This window comes from Selenomonadales bacterium 4137-cl, assembly GCA_032334055.1.
In the GTDB taxonomy this organism is placed as follows: Bacteria; Bacillota; Negativicutes; order Sporomusales; family UBA7701; genus Anaeroselena; species Anaeroselena agilis.
In genome coordinates this window covers 4216803-4231884 of sequence record JAUOZS010000001.1, presented here as the reverse complement: position 1 = coordinate 4231884, position 15082 = coordinate 4216803, and the positions used below count along the sequence as shown (strand labels likewise).

Here is a 15082-nt window from a genome sequence, read left to right as displayed (position 1 = left end):
ATATTTTGTCGTTAAAGCGGAAATAAGAATCCCGCACCCCATCCCGAGAATAGCCATTTGGAGAAGCAAGACAGGCGTCAGAAGCAAATAGATACCAGGGTGAATGGAGGCTCCATGCAAATAATAATATAAATATATCAGTATGAATAAGAGAAATTGTATCATAAATGATAGTAGATTAGTTAAAACGATCGAAATCGGAACGCATAGTCTTGGGAAATAGACCTTACCAAAGATTGCGCTGTTAGCGCTGAAGGTAGTCGAAGTGTTGGTAAGACAGCTGGCGAAGTAATTCCATATTATCGTTCCAGATAGGTAGAATAGTAAAGGCGGGACCCCATCGGTCGGTATTTTGGCTATCCGGGAGAATATCAGGGTAAATACACCGCTCGTGAACATCGGCTGGAGAAAAAACCAAAACGGTCCAAGTATCGTTTGCTTGTAATATGTGACAAAGTCCCGTTTCACAAGCAGGTAAATCAGATCCCGGTATTGCCATATTTCTGTTAACCCAAGTTCTAGTAAGCCCTTCTTGGGACGAATTATCGTCGACCAGCTCTCTGCTATGTTTTCGCTCAAATAAGAACCCAAACTTACTTTCTCCTTCCCGAATTCGCCCGGTTAATTTGGTCAAAGTAATCAAGCATCGAAGATTGCTCTTGAATTGATGGTAGGCTTGCCTTATATTCGGACAAGAAACGCATCACCTGCCTAAACAATCCTGGCTTGAATTTCCTGTCAAGTTCGTCGTCGATCACCACTTCTTCGGTGGCGACGCTACCGATTTTTTGTATTTGCAACCTTTCCATCGGTTTAAATATCAGGCGGTGCTTCTTTGTCAATAATTCTACCGCCCAGCGGCCGGGCGCTTCCCAGTTGGCCTGATAGGAGAACAGGGCGCCCTTTTCGGTAATACCGGCGCCGGCATAGATGGAGGCTCGATTGTGCCATTCGACCCCGCCGGCCGTGAAGCAGCATATCTCCTTGGGTTTCCCCCCCAAAAAGAAGGCATGGTCAATTACGTGGGTAGAGTTTGCTAAGAACCATTCTTCCTTCACGCCGTCTTCCTTCTTGAGGCCGGCGATTATGTGTCCCCACTCGGTAAATTCGAACGAGAACGACAGAACCCCACCGTCTTCGCTTATTATCTGTTCCGCTTTTTGGGTAGAGGCGTAAAAACGGCGGTTGTAGCCCACGTAAACATTAGCGTTCTTCGCTTGCGCCGCCTCAGCAACTTCACGGATGTCCCGGCCGTCGAAACCGCCGGGTTTCTCCACCAGTATGTCGTGCACGCCCCGATTGATAAGGTGCCGGGTTGTTTGTCCAAGCCACTTTTCCCCTACGCATACGATGGCTGTTGCAGGGATGTCTGTTGCTTGTTGGAGCCATGATTCTAGGCCGCCTGTGAATACAGGAATACCCGTCGCCTCCCGGAAAGCTTCGGCCGACTCCCCCCCCCGGCCGATGACAAGAACCGGCCGCTTCATCGCCTGTAGCACTTTCGCATATTCAACGGCCATCGGCCCGGCTCCGACCAGTAAGATTTGCTCAGTCATTATCAGCCCACCTTAAGTAAAAGGATATAGCGCGGATTTTTCTTGTGTGTAGTTGTTGAGAAATGACAGCAGCGGTTCCAGCAGGTTAAGATGTACTTTCACCGAGTCCCGGTAAGGAGTCAGATTGCAGGTACCTTGGCCAAGGATGTCTTCGACGAGACCGGCTGTCATTTCGCTTTGATAGAGGATACGAGCGTCAGCTTCAGTCCACTGCCAGTCTTCGCCTGCGCGCGATACCCAGGCTTTCCCTTCCGCTTCGCGGACTATCATCCGGACATTCTGACTGAGGATTTCTACCTGGACAGGCGCATTTCCCCCAGGATAGCAGGTTATAACTCCCATACTGCCATCTGCATAACGAGCGGTCAAGTTGCCGCTTAGCTCCAGATATCCCTTTCGTTTGCTCGGTATCGGGGGATAATCGAGCATCGCGGTGTCGAGTTCGTAGTCGAGGGCGCCGGTGAGGTAGGCGATGTGGTCGAGATAATGGATGGCATTGGTGACTAGGCCATATTGGCTGCCGGTGACCTGATATAGTATTTTGTTGCCAGCGATTTCCTGCTTTGCGGCCCTGTAGAAGGGCATGACGCGCATCGAGCAGTTTACCCAGGCAGTTGTGCCGACCTCACTCAAGAGTCGGTCGGTTTCGCGGAAATCCGCGGACTTCTGAAACAGTAGCTTTTCCAGGATCATATACTTGATGCAGTTGTTTTGCAGTGCTTCCGTGACGACCTCTTTCCTGATGTTCGCATTTGTCGCCACTATGGCGAGGTCGATCTGTTCGCTGGAATGCGGTATATGCTGGGTGTATTCGATCTGATGGATATGTTGGCCGGTGGCAAATGCGTCGTAGCGCTCACGGGCAACAGCCAAGGAGTCGGCGCTGGGATCTATAACAGTGATGGCTAGAGGGAGACGAACGTGTTTTAAGGCTTGCAGGTGGCGGCTGCCAAGCTGGCCTGCCCCGATAATATATATTTTCTGCATGACCTTCTCCTATTTTCTAAATCCGCTTGTGTGGATTCTGATGAAATTGTCTACTATTTTTAAGCCTATTTGGCCACTTTTTTCAGGGTGAAACTGACAACCGTAGAGGTTGCCGGAGCGAATTGCGGCAGATATAACACGGCCGCTGTAATAGCAATCCGCTAGTCGATTGTCGTCCAGCGGCATAGCGGTAAATGAGTGGACGAAGTATACCGCCTCCCCGGGATTAATCCCGTCCAGGATGGTTTCATCCCAGTCGGAGGACGGCGCCAGGGAGTTCCAGCCAATATGCGGTATTTTATGCGCAATGCCGTCGACTCCAGTGTCGGGGATTTTGGAGACTTTACCCTTAATTAGCCCCAGGCCTTCATGAGTGCCGTATTCTTCGCCGATTTCGAGCATCATTTGCATACCCAGGCAAATACCCATGAAGGGGCGGTTTTCCTTGGCGTATCTCCTGATCGGCTCAATCAGGCTACGCTGGCGCAAACCAGCCATTCCGTCCGCAAAGGCGCCGACGCCTGGCAAAACCAGGTGTTCGGCCTTCTCAATAAGCTCGGGTGAATCGGTGAGGATTACTTCGGCGCCACAATACTCGAAAGCTCGGCGTACACTCAAGAGGTTGCCTATCCCGTAATCAATGATAGTCACTCTGGGCATACATGATATCTCCTAACATTGATGTTACTCGCAGCGGCCTCTGAACGAACGTCCATTACCGTCATTTTGCCATAGTGAAGAACATGAGCCATCGCTACCGCGTCTGCCTTGCCTGTATTCATGGCTTCGACCAAGTCAGAGGTTGAGCCCATGCCACCACTGGCGATTACCGGGATAGGCACAGCCCCCGAGACGGCTTTGATTAATTCAATGTCGAAACCCTTGGCTGTTCCTTCCTGGTCTACTGACGTTATGAGAATTTCCCCGGCACCAAGCTCGAAGCCCTTTCTTGCCCACTCGACAGCGTCGACGCCTGTTTTCTCGCGACCGTTGTCGTAATAGGCTTCCCATTTGTTTGATCCGACTCTTTTCGCCTCAATGGAGAGAACCATACACTGGGAACCAAATTTCGTGGATATTTCGGAAATTAATTGGGGCCGCTTGAGGGCCGCGGTGTTGATTGCGACTTTGTCAGCTCCAGCCCGCAGCATGTCGCGGACGTTGTCGACAGAACGAATCCCTCCGCCGACAGTAAGCGGGACGAACACATCCTGGGTCGTACGCCGGACGATGTCAAGCAAACTGTTGCGCTCGTACAGACTGGCGACGATGTCGATGTATATTATCTCATCGATGCCCTGGTCGTAGTATTTCTTGGCGAAGAGGTTAGGGTCGCCTATCTTCCTCAGACCCTCCAACTGAACACCTTTAACCAGATTAGGGCCCTTAACATCCAAGCGCGCAATAAGTCTAACGTTTCTCATTGTCGTGGCTCCATTATTATTCGTATACGGTATGGCGTAACTTCCACGTATCATTTTCTCGCTTCCACAGGTGTGGCGAGCGGAATTGGTCGGCGAGGGCCATGAAGTAGTCCCTATCCATTATAGGCTGCTCGAACATCCTGTGGGCAATGGGAAATTCTTTCTCGGTGATGCTCAGGTAGCGAAATATCTCGTCGGCAAATCGCTCTGGGAATTCGCCATCGAATTTCTTGACCAGGGCGACGCCTTCCTCTCGGGTGATTTCCTCGTTGCGGATTTCTTGGGCTGCATCGTAGGTGGCCCGCCCGATGCCGAACTTTATATGGGTGGTGTAGTAGTGGAAGTCGTCGATCCGGTCGTCGATGCTATTGTATTTGCTGTATGTGCCGGGGGTTCTCTCCGGCGAGGCCTGAAACCCACCGTGTTCAACGGCGTAGTAGTAGCACTCCTGGGGATGCCATTTTAAATAATAGCCTAGATAATGAACCTCGACCTTTTTCTTTTGGATATCCTCGGGATTGGCAGGCATATAGGGGGCGAACTCGACTGAGTCGACGCCGAAATCTTTTTCAAGAGAGTCCAAGGAAACGCCGCCCAGATAAATTTGAGTCCTGTCTTCGCTTGTGAAATACTTCCAGTCCCGTTTGGCAGTTTCCGTGTCGGAGATTGGATTACCGTACTCAGCCTCGTTTTCGCCGAAAAACACCAGGGGGATATTATGCAACAAAGCCATCTTGGGCGCTAACGCCTTTTGCCCGAACATAAATGCTTGGAAAGGATGGAAGAGGTTTTCGACAGCCAGTCTGGTGAGCAAGCGGTGGGTTTTAGCGTTGGGGGTGCAGAGGAAGTTGTCGAAGCCTGCGCCAATCCATGCCTGGAAGTTGTGCCAGCCCCAGGTGGTGTAAATATGTGGGGCCCAGGTGACTGTCAATGGGTGCATGCCATATTTGTATTTAAGCATATGGGCGGCGTAAAAGCTGTCCTTTCCACCAGATCCTGGAACAACACAATCGTATGAACCGTCATTTTTCCTGTGTTTATCGCACAGCTCCTTCAGTTCTTTTTCCCGCAACGTCCAGTCGATTGTTTTTTTCTTCTTTTCCGCCAGACGGCAGGCGTCACAGACACCCTCTTCGTCAAAGTTTATCGTCTGCTTAGTAGAATCTTTTGTGTGCTTATACTCTACACTTGAGTTAGGTCTTTGATTAGAAATAACGCACTTCTTGCAAAACTTAACCTGTGCGGGTAAGCCATACTTTGTTTCCAGACTTTCCTCTGAATCTTGAAATTTGCTCAAATCCAAATCGTATTGTGCCTTGTAGATGTTCATTTTTCTCCTCCATTATTACGTATTACTTAGCCTAGGCAATAGTTGCTTTAATCGAGATGCAACGTATTTGTGACGAAACTCCGAAAAATATGCTATGAATGCCGCAACGAAATTACAGATTAAAAATGATAGAACAAATATAAGATATGGCGAGTATATACCGTTAGTCAGATAATGTGCAAAATCCAGTATACTGTAGTGAGTCAAATACAAAGTGAAGGAGTAGTTTGCAACAAACCTTACTCTTCTATCAAAGGTTTTGCCAAAACTGAATGTACTGTTGTGTAATCCGATTAACAGAAAGAGCAAAAATAAGCCAAGAAGGCCGGCGAATAGAACGTCGTATTCAATTTTCGTCCTAACCACTCTGATTGTGGCTAAGGTTAAAAAGGCGGCGGAGAGAATAAAAGACAATTTTGGCCTAAAGGACGTTATCGACACTTTGGCCAGAATAAGGCAGACCCCCGAGCCCATAAGCCAGACAAAGGTAAGCCCGTTCCCCCGGCCGAAAACCATATTCCAGATCGGCACTATGCAAAAAAAGATGAATATTAAGTGCACATACCAGTTATTCCTATTCTGTTCCTTCTTGTAGTAGTTGTAAACAAACCAACCAAACCATAGATATATCCACCACTCAACTGCCAAAGACCAGAACGGTCTCGCAGAACCGAAAGAGGTGACGTGTAGCAGGGAGATATAACGACCTACCGGATAATCCTGGAGCATGAACAGGTTGCCGATAAATGTTTGGACGCTAAAGGCGGTTGCGAATCCGTAGTTCGAGCCGGCGAGACAGATATAGATGAAGTCGAGCAGCAGGACAAAGAGGATTGAGGGCAGATAACTCGTATAAATCCGTGAAAAGCGGTCGATAAAATACTCCGCGAAACGGTAGCCAGGGTAGTTATCCAGTTTAGTGAAAACCGAATAGGATATAAGCAGCCCCGATAAGAGAAAAAACAGCAATACTGCGACATTTTGCATGTAAGGCAAGATGGGCGGCTGGAGGAAATTGAATATGCCAAAGTAACTGATGGCGTGTCCAACCAAGACCATCTGGGCGGAAACGGCACGGATAAAATCTAAGGCGGCCGAACAGTTAGCAGGTAGAACGAAATTGCATTTTGGGCTCATGCAGAGGTCTCCTTAGCAAAACAAGTGCTCGTTGTATTGTTTTCAACAGAGCATCTTGTGTATATGTATCTTGGGATATGCCTACCACGCACTTAATCCCCCATCAACAAGGATATTCTGACCGGTAATATAACTCGATGCGTCGGAGGCCAGATACAACAGTGTACCAACCATTTCATCGGCCTTGGCCATTCTGCCTAGAGGTATCCGGGCTGAATAGCGACGTTTGAATTCTTCATTCTGGCCGCTTTCGACCCCTCCAGGAGTAATCGAATTTACTCTGATCCCCTTGTCGGCCCAATACGTGGCTAAATACCTGGTAAGACCTATAACCGCCGCCTTCGATGCGCTATAAACGGCAGGAGTGTTTATCTGCTTGCCGAGATAAAGCGAGCCTTCGTAGATCCTGTTGTCGGGAGCGAGGACTCCGTATATCGAAGCAGTCTGGATGATGCTGCCACCTCGGCCGCTCTTCACCATGTGTTTGCCTACTGCCTGGGCTACAAGAAACATGCCGTCGATATTGACCGCCATAATCTTTCGCCATTCGTCCAAACTATAATCTTCGAAGGGAGCAAAGAAGGCTTCAAGATTATCCGACTTGCTAGCGGCATTGTTATGAAGGATAGTTATCGCTCCGAGGCCACTAACTACCTCTTGCACCATCTGAGCCACAGACGCGGGGGAGGATATGTCGCAACCGACTCCGACCGTTTTCACGTTATATTCTTCCGTGAGTTGCCGGGCGTAGGCGGAAGCTAGTTTTTCGTCGAGGTCAACTACGGCCACATTGGCTCCATAGGCGGCCAAGCCGGCGCAAAAACGCTTGCCTAAAATGCCTAGACCACCGGTCACAATGGCGTTTTTGTCTTTGAGGCTGAAAAGCATAGGAAAATCTAGTTTATTCATGGCTGTCTCCCCTTATGGGCCAAGAACTCGACGAACGCGAAATCAAGCTCCGAATCTATATCTATCGAACGCTCCTCAGGCATTACATATAGCTGGGTGTCGTCATTGAAAATCGCGGCTTTGGTTAGCAAGGCGCCGCGCTTCCAGACATATATCGAGGCATTCATGTCATAACACTTCGGCGCATCCTGTCGCCTCGTCACCGATCTGTCGAGTTTCTTCGCAAGGCGGGCAACGCCGCACTCGTCCAGCTCGACCAGGTTGAAGTAGGGCGAACGTCTCGCCGGCATACCGGTTATCACATTCGAGACGTTCTTTTTCTCGAGCAAATTGACGGCAGCGACTATATCCTCCGGTAACCGTAGGGGAGACGTCGCATCAAGGTCGACGATGGTGTCATATGCCTTTTGGGTCAAGCGCTCGGTCTCCACCACGCAGTGCTGAATGACCGGAATTTTTGCGGCGGTATCGGTGGCCAATTCGTCCGGCCGTTTGATAAGGTAATCTACTCCCCATTGTCGGGCAATGGCAAGGATCTCGTCGGAATCACTGCTGACCGCTATCTCGGCGAAGAGGTTGGTTGCCTTGGCCTGCAGGATTGTGTGGGCGATCAGCGGCCGTCCCAACAGGTAACGGATATTTTTGTTTTTTACGCCTTTTGAGCCGCCCCTGGCACAGATGGTACAAAGTCTAATCATTAAAAACCCACCCTTTTGATTGAACCGCTTTTTCCGCGGCTTCGATCATTTTTAGCACTTCGACGCCGCCCGTTGCCGGACAGGTTGAAACCGCATCCCTGCCGGTAACCGCCTTATGCTGGGCAATATAGGTAAAGTCGCGGGTGATATTATAATTTTCCGATCGGTCGTCGATAGTCAGTGTGGCGTTGATGAAGTCCGCCTTGATGGTGTGTTTATCTGTGTTAAACAATATTTCCCGCCGGTAATGACGATCGAGATAGTTCAATTGGATGGTTACCACCGGACATTTGCGTGTCGTCGCCAGGATAGAAAAAATATCGTCACTGTCGGTCTCCAGGTGGCTGTAGTGACCGCCAAGCGCAGTCAGGCTCCGCCAGCCATCCAATAACCAGTTGGTATAGTCAAGTTCGTGGCTTAGGTCGCGGAGAACACCGCCGCCTAGGGCTTTGCTGGCGGAGTAGGTGTGGCGGTAGTCGGTGTTCGGCCGCCAGCCGGGCAGATATTGGCCAACATAGACATGGAACGATAGGACTTTTTCGTCGGCCACTATATCGCGCAGCTTCTGGATGACCGGGTGGAAGCGAAGATTGTAGCCCACATACAGTCCCTCGAATTCGTTTTCAGGGAGGTCTCGCTGTCGGTCGAAGAGAGGCTTTTCCACCAGAACCAGCCCCCGATAGCTGCATTCGGCAAGCGCAGCCAGAGAATTGTAATGCCTTCCAGTCTCGTTCGTGATAACGACATAATCGGGGGCATAGTCGGCAAGCGCCTCGGCAATCGTCTTATAGGGGTTGTAATCGTCTATCTGCCTTCCGCTAACAACCTTAACGGGAAAGCCCATGTTTTGAAGAAGCCTGGCGTGCCGTGAGCCAATCGATCCATACCCAATGACTAAGGCTTTCATCGAAACACCTCGGCAAATTCGCCGTTGGCCCGTTCGAAGTCTCCGATACGCCCGATATCGAGCCAGTATTCACGTACAGGGAAAACCGCAGTTTCAAGTTCCTTGCTTATTAAACGTTCAAATAAAGCCGGCATGTCTATTAGGGTACTTTTCGGGATATGTTTCAATACAACTGGGTCCAAAACATAAACACCGGCGCTGACAAAAAACTGTTGGACCGGTTTTTCAATTATCCCCTTCAGTCGGTGCTTATCCATTTGGACAACACCGTAAGGCACCTGCAGCTTGTACTCCCGTACACACATCGTGGCACAGGCTCGGTGTTGTTTGTGGAAATCGAGAAGATGGCCAAAGTTAACCTTGGTCAACAGATCGCCATTCATAACCAACAGAGGCTCGCCTGGCGGCTCAGTGATGAGGCTCAATGCGCCAGCGGTGCCGAGGGGTTCTTTCTCCCTAAGGTACCGGATCTCTACGCCCCACTGCGCCCCATCGCCAAAGTATTCCTCGATCATTTCCGCCTTATAGTTTACCGATATATAGAACCGCATGAAGCCGTGATAAACGAAGTTCTGAATTATAGTCTCCAGGATCGGCTTGTCTCCCACCTTGAGAAGCGGCTTTGGGCAGTCATTGGTTAACGGATTCAGCCTCTTCCCCATGCCGCCAGCCATCAACAGTACCCAGTTTCCCCGTTCGTCCGTCCTGATCAGGTCATTGATCATTTCCATTGAGACGACGCGACCGCTATCGTCCAGGATGGGAATCTGCTTAAGGTCCTTAAGCTTCATGCGGGTTAAAATCGTTTCCTTGTCATCATTGATTCTGGCAACTGTTGGGTGGGCGTTCATGATCAGGTTTATCGGTTCATCGAGTCGGATGCCTTTCAGGATAGCACGCCGGACATCGCCATCGGTTACTGTTCCCTGCAAGCGGTTGTCGTCGTCAACTACCAAAACGATGCCGGTGGCAACGGCGTCGATTATTTCAATAGCATCAATTATTGCTGTTGTGGGGCTGATAAGGATCCTTTTCCAGTCCTTCACCTTTTCACCGCCTTTCCGGGTACGCCCATTATTTTTTCTCCTGCAAGCACATCCTGCACTATTACCGCGCCTGCAGCTATTAGGCTGCCTTTGCCGATCTTTATTCCCTGGATGATAATCGCGCCGGTACCTATGTGTACATCATCGCCGACTTGTACCCCGCCGGACAATACCGCTCCAGGAGCAACATGAGTGTGATTGCCGATGGCGCAATCATGATCTACGGACGCCCTTGTGTTGATTATAGCGTTGCTGCCGATACGGCTGCCGGTTTGTATGACCACGCCTGCCATCACCTGGACTCCTTCGCCGACCCGGACGTCGGGCGCGACCGTTGCCGCCGGGTGGATCACGACGGAGAAACTATAACCGGCTTGTTTGAACTTATTGTAGACTTTCTCCCGCGATTCGGTAGATTGTATGGATCCAAGTCCGTTGACGAGTTCCACGTTTGCCGGCGAGTGGGCGAAAACCGCCGCGTCGTCGCCGATGACCGGGATGCCTAGTACCTTGTCGCCGTGACGCCCGACGTCGGCGTCGACTATCCCTATCACCTCACGGCCGGTTAGCACAAGAGCGTCGATCAATATCCTGGCATGCCCACCCGCGCCTATGACGATCACCGGTAGCTTCATACTCACTCCAAAATTCTCTCATCTTTACAATAATTCTTCGTTGCTTTACGTCCGAGCATGTCCCAGTAACGCAGGGGCGGCAAGCCGTCGCCCGGCCGCTTTACGGACAGATTACTTTCACTGAAAGGTTCTCCTCTGCCGATGTCCTGGGTCGCTACCAGGCTTTTCCTCGCCACCAGGCGGTTCTTGATCTCGGTTGTCGCCGGTACCTTCAGGCCGGTACCTAGCGCCTGCTCGACCTGGCGGATAGATCGCACCAAAACAGTCAATTCATCCGGTTCAAGGGACGCCTTATGGTCCGGTCCCGGAAGGCGCTTGTCCAGAGTGAGGTGCTTTTCGACAAGGACCGCGCCGCGAGCGACGGCGGCAATCGCCACAGCAATGCCGTCGGTATGGTCTGAGTACCCCACCGGCAAGCCGAATGCCTTCCTGAGCGTGTCCATCGCCTGCAGGTTGACATCCTCGAAGGGGGCGGGATACTCGGTAGTGCAGTGGAGCAGGGTCACTTTTTGCTGGAGCTTTCTGTGTCCGCCCGTCGATGCGAACGCCCTGGCAAACGCATGTGGTGATGGCTTGCTCTTACCACCGAGATAGCCGAAAGCCAATACCCCCAATGCGGTTTCGACTTCTCCGAGGGTGCTCATCCCGGTCGAAAGAATTACCTGCTTACCCGTTCTGGCTATCTTGAGCAAAAACGGGGCGTTGGTGATTTCGCCCGACGGTATTTTGATACGATTTAATCCGAGCCGATTGCTAAGAAGGTCAAGGCTGTTTTCATCGAACGGTGTAGAGAGAAATTCGATTCCGCTGTACGTGGAGTAATGCATAAGGGTATTGTGCATAGCCTCATCCATCTCCAGTTTTTTGAGCATTTTGTATTGGGATTCTTGCAGCCCGGATGCAACCCGTTGGTACTCAGCCTTGGGTGCGTCCCCGCTAACCAGGCTGTCGGCGGAAAACGTCTGAAACTTTACCGCGTCAACCCCGGCTTGGACAGCGGCGTCGATTAGCTTTTTGGCCAACTCGACTGAGCCGTTATGGTTTACTCCAGCTTCAGCAATGATAAATACATGTCTATTCACGATCAACAACCCATTCATAGAAATGTTTCTTGAGAAGCAGCTTATAGTTGTCATAGGAATTCAATATAGCCACTATCTGAGAAGCTGAATTGCCGTCGCCATAAGGGTTCTCGATATCGTAGCAGTCATAACCTAAGGCTTGGTGGATGGCATCGCGAATTTCCTCCGATTTATAGCCACTATGGATTACTGATTTGGCAGCAAGTCTGCCCTTTTGCCTGTCACCGATGTTCACGGTGGGTTTTTTAAAGCTTGGTACCTCGTATAATCCGCTGGAAGAGTTTCCTACAACAACGTCAACCTGCGCTATAGTACTCAAATATCTGAGCTGGCCGAGGGAGACAAAAGCTTTGGCATTTGTCCGCCCGGCTACATAGCTATCTATCATTTCGCTAATAATTCTTCCGTCCGTATCGGCGTTAGGTTTGGTAATAATCAGCCCCATTGTCGGTCCGAAATAATCCAGCGCCTTCAGCAGTTCTTCGATTTGCCATTTCGCTGCAGCGCTCTCCAGGGTAACCGGGTGATAGGTAATGAGTAGATTTTTCTCTAAGAAGGTGAAATCTAACTCAGTAGCCAACTCCTGTCGCGAAAGCAGGGGCGTCTCTTTTATTGCGTCAATGCCGGGACTTCCGACGCAAAAGATGTGCTGCGGGTCCTCACCCATCTGCCGCACCCGGTTTGCCGCTTGTTGGTTTGTGACAAAATGAAGATGCGCCATTTTTGTGATGCTATGTCGAATGGCCTCATCAATGGCCCCTTCGGTCGTATCACCACCAGCGATGTGGGCGACGGGAATCCGGGCTACCATGGCCGCCTGCACGGCGGCGAGTATTTCGTAACGGTCGCCAAGGACGACCAAGATATCGGAATTCAGGCGATCCAACACCTCGGCAAAACCGATAACTCCTAACCCTATCGATTTGGCTACTCCCACCGCGGTGTCACTGGATAGCAGCATCTCCACCTTGGCATCAATTGTAAAGCCGTCGCTTTCTATGCATTTATATGTAAGACCGAACTCCGGAGATAGGTGGGCTCCGGTCGCCACGATCTGTAACTCCATCGTTGGTTCGTCCTGAATTCGCTTCATAATTGGATATAACAAGCCATATTCTGCCCGCGTACCCGTAACGACACAGATCTTTCTCATAACACCGCTACTTTCATAAAAATACACTACTGGGCAAATTGATGATTCGCTGCTCCAGGTTTTCTACAGTACTCAAGTCTGCCCGCGGATTGTTCGCATACATAGGCAGCTTGTGCATCAGCGTCCATGCCGGCCGTGCGAGCAAGCCGTTTTGATGCAGCATCTCAAGGATTGTGTCGCGTTCTGCGGCAAAACCGTCGTTAAGCAATATAGCATTCAGCCAGTAATTACTTGTGGCAAACTCGGTTTCTTTGAAAAACTCAATCCCGTCAACACTGGCAAAAGCTTGCTCGTATCTTGCCGCCAGCGCGCGCTTGTTGGCGAGAAAGGCGGGCAGTTGTTCCATCTGGGCGCAACCCAAGGCGGCATTGATGTTTGGCAGTCGGTAATTGTAGCCTACCTTGTCATGGTTGAATGCCCATTTATGAGGCAGCTTGGCCGTCGTCGTGATATGTTTGGCTATTCTCCCCAGTTCTTCATCATTAGTGAGGATGGCGCCCCCGCCGCCGGTGGTGACGATTTTGTTGCCATTGAAGCTGAGTGCGGCAACCTTCCCCAAGTTTCCGGTATGACGGCCCTTATAGTACGACCCGAGTGATTCGGCGGCGTCTTCCACGAGCTCTAATCTCCATCGATTGCATATGTCTACTAGGGGGTCAAGATCCACCGGATGCCCAAAGGTGTGCATGGGAAGTACAGCTTTTAGCCGCCTCCCGGTGTGACTGTTGAAGCAACAGCTATCGCGAATCTCGGCGATTTCCGATAGGTAATCGGCAAGTTTGTAGGGGTCGATGCCCATGGTTCGTTTCTCGCTATCAACAAAATGCGGTATTGCACCACAATAAGTGATGGCATTCGTGGTGGCGATGAAGGTCATGGCGGGAGCCAACACTTCGTCTCCCTGCTCTACGCCGACCAGTTTGAGGGCAATATGGAGGGCTGCTGTTCCGTTGACAACGGCTATTGCTCTTCTTACACCCGTATATTCAGCCAGCTTCTCCTCGAAAGTGTCCACGTATTTTCCTACCGAAGAAACCCAACCTGTATCGAGGCAGTCTTTAATGTACTCCCACTCTTTGCCGGCAAAGCAGGGCTCATGTAGGCCGATGCTCTTTTCCTGAGAAGGGAGGCAGCTTTTCACAGCTGAGATAATTTCGTTTCGGCTCCTGGCGTACGTAATCATATATTGTAGGCGAAGGCTTTGTAGTTTTTTAGATTCTCCGAATCGTTAAACCAAGCCACCGTCTCCGCTAACCCCCGTTTCAGGCCTTCTTTTCCTCCGTATTGAGGTTCCCATCCCAGTAATGTTTTGGCCTTTCCGTTGTCCGCCCAGAGGCGTTCAACCTCACTTTTTTCTGGCCGCAGCCTTATTGCTTCTGTTTCTACTTCTATCTCGGCACCCATAACTTCGGCAATCGTTTGTACGGTTTCACCTATCGCTACTTCATAATTGCTGCCGATATTAATGACCTCTCCTACAGAAGAATCATTTTCGGCTATGGCAATGAAACCACGTACCGTATCTTTTACATAGTTGAAATCCCTGGTGGGATGCAAAGCACCGAGCTTTAGACGACGAGCACCGCTGGCAATTTGGGTTATGACGGTCGGGATAATAGCCCTGGCCGACTGGCGCGGTCCATAGGTATTAAAGGGCCTGATAATTGCCACTGGTGTACTGAAGGAATTGTAGAAGGATATTGCCAACTGATCAGCCGCGATCTTTGTCGCCGAGTAGGGAGACTGCCCCTGAAGCGGATGCTCTTCGGTAATAGGCACAAACTTTGCCGTGCCGTAGACCTCACTTGTTGATGTGTGGACAACTTTTTCAATGGCTAGCTCCCTTGCTGCCTGCAGGACGTTAAGCGTCCCTTTGATATTTGTGTCAATGTACGTATCGGGGGAATGATAAGAGTATGGAATAGCAATCAGGGCAGCCAGGTGAAGTATAAGATCACAGCCTTTGGCAGCTTGCTTTACCCCGTGAGGATCACGGATATCCCCGGCGAAAATTTCCATGCTATTTTTTATATCTCGCGGAAAACTGTCAAGCCACCCCCAGGAGTTAAAAGAGTTATATAGGGTGAACGCTCGAACATCGCGCCCCTGGCGTACCAGTTCTTCGGTCAAGTGTGAGCCGATAAAACCGTCCGCCCCGGTCACAAGTATCTTTTTGTGCTTAAGATTCAAAGCCATCCTCCTTAAAAAAGAGACCCCC

The 15082-nt window shown here is 50.4% G+C and carries 15 protein-coding genes; all 15 read right to left on the bottom strand.

Annotated features, from left to right (window positions below; translation table 11 throughout):
• Positions 1-593: 593 nt before the first annotated feature.
• Positions 594-1556 (bottom strand): Gfo/Idh/MocA family oxidoreductase, encoded by a 963-nt coding sequence (locus tag Q4T40_21675; protein ID MDT8903849.1) that lies wholly within the window; start codon positions 1554-1556, stop codon positions 594-596.
• Positions 1557-1568: 12 nt separating this feature from the next.
• Positions 1569-2543: a Gfo/Idh/MocA family oxidoreductase gene (locus Q4T40_21670; GenBank protein ID MDT8903848.1), complete on the bottom strand. Its 975-nt coding sequence runs from the start codon at positions 2541-2543 to the stop codon at positions 1569-1571.
• 9 nt (positions 2544-2552) lie between these two features.
• Complete coding sequence (gene hisH, locus Q4T40_21665; GenBank protein MDT8903847.1) at positions 2553-3203, bottom strand: imidazole glycerol phosphate synthase subunit HisH; 651 nt, start codon at positions 3201-3203, stop codon at positions 2553-2555.
• Positions 3191-3967 carry an imidazole glycerol phosphate synthase cyclase subunit gene (locus Q4T40_21660; protein ID MDT8903846.1) on the bottom strand — a complete coding sequence of 259 codons (777 nt, stop codon included), beginning with the start codon at positions 3965-3967 and terminating at the stop codon, positions 3191-3193. Before Q4T40_21660 ends, hisH begins: the two co-directional genes overlap by 13 nt.
• A 16-nt stretch (positions 3968-3983) precedes the next feature.
• Complete coding sequence (locus Q4T40_21655; GenBank protein MDT8903845.1) at positions 3984-5297, bottom strand: N-acetyl sugar amidotransferase; 1314 nt, start codon at positions 5295-5297, stop codon at positions 3984-3986.
• Positions 5298-5312: 15 nt separating this feature from the next.
• Positions 5313-6434, bottom strand: a complete 1122-nt coding sequence (locus Q4T40_21650; protein ID MDT8903844.1) for an acyltransferase family protein — start codon at positions 6432-6434, stop codon at positions 5313-5315.
• Between the two features lie 81 nt (positions 6435-6515).
• Positions 6516-7343: an SDR family oxidoreductase gene (locus Q4T40_21645; protein ID MDT8903843.1), complete on the bottom strand. Its 828-nt coding sequence runs from the start codon at positions 7341-7343 to the stop codon at positions 6516-6518.
• Positions 7340-8041, bottom strand: a complete 702-nt coding sequence (locus Q4T40_21640; GenBank protein ID MDT8903842.1) for an acylneuraminate cytidylyltransferase family protein — start codon at positions 8039-8041, stop codon at positions 7340-7342. The genes Q4T40_21645 and Q4T40_21640 overlap by 4 nt, the downstream gene beginning before the upstream one ends.
• Positions 8034-8948, bottom strand: a complete 915-nt coding sequence (locus tag Q4T40_21635; GenBank protein MDT8903841.1) for a hypothetical protein — start codon at positions 8946-8948, stop codon at positions 8034-8036. The genes Q4T40_21640 and Q4T40_21635 overlap by 8 nt, the downstream gene beginning before the upstream one ends.
• Positions 8945-9994, bottom strand: a complete 1050-nt coding sequence (locus tag Q4T40_21630) for a nucleotidyltransferase family protein (protein ID MDT8903840.1) — start codon at positions 9992-9994, stop codon at positions 8945-8947. Before Q4T40_21630 ends, Q4T40_21635 begins: the two co-directional genes overlap by 4 nt.
• Positions 9991-10629: an acetyltransferase gene (locus tag Q4T40_21625; GenBank protein ID MDT8903839.1), complete on the bottom strand. Its 639-nt coding sequence runs from the start codon at positions 10627-10629 to the stop codon at positions 9991-9993. The genes Q4T40_21630 and Q4T40_21625 overlap by 4 nt, the downstream gene beginning before the upstream one ends.
• A gap of 2 nt (positions 10630-10631) precedes the next feature.
• Positions 10632-11711, bottom strand: a complete 1080-nt coding sequence (gene neuB, locus Q4T40_21620) for an N-acetylneuraminate synthase (GenBank protein ID MDT8903838.1) — start codon at positions 11709-11711, stop codon at positions 10632-10634.
• The gene (gene neuC / locus Q4T40_21615) at positions 11704-12864 is read right to left on the bottom strand and encodes a UDP-N-acetylglucosamine 2-epimerase (GenBank protein MDT8903837.1); all 1161 of its coding nucleotides are present in this window, start codon (positions 12862-12864) and stop codon (positions 11704-11706) included. Before neuC ends, neuB begins: the two co-directional genes overlap by 8 nt.
• A gap of 13 nt (positions 12865-12877) precedes the next feature.
• Positions 12878-14047 (bottom strand): LegC family aminotransferase, encoded by a 1170-nt coding sequence (locus Q4T40_21610; protein MDT8903836.1) that lies wholly within the window; start codon positions 14045-14047, stop codon positions 12878-12880.
• Positions 14044-15060, bottom strand: coding sequence for an NAD-dependent 4,6-dehydratase LegB (locus Q4T40_21605; protein ID MDT8903835.1), 1017 nt, complete (start codon positions 15058-15060; stop codon positions 14044-14046). The genes Q4T40_21610 and Q4T40_21605 overlap by 4 nt, the downstream gene beginning before the upstream one ends.
• Between the last annotated feature and the right edge of the window lie 22 nt (positions 15061-15082).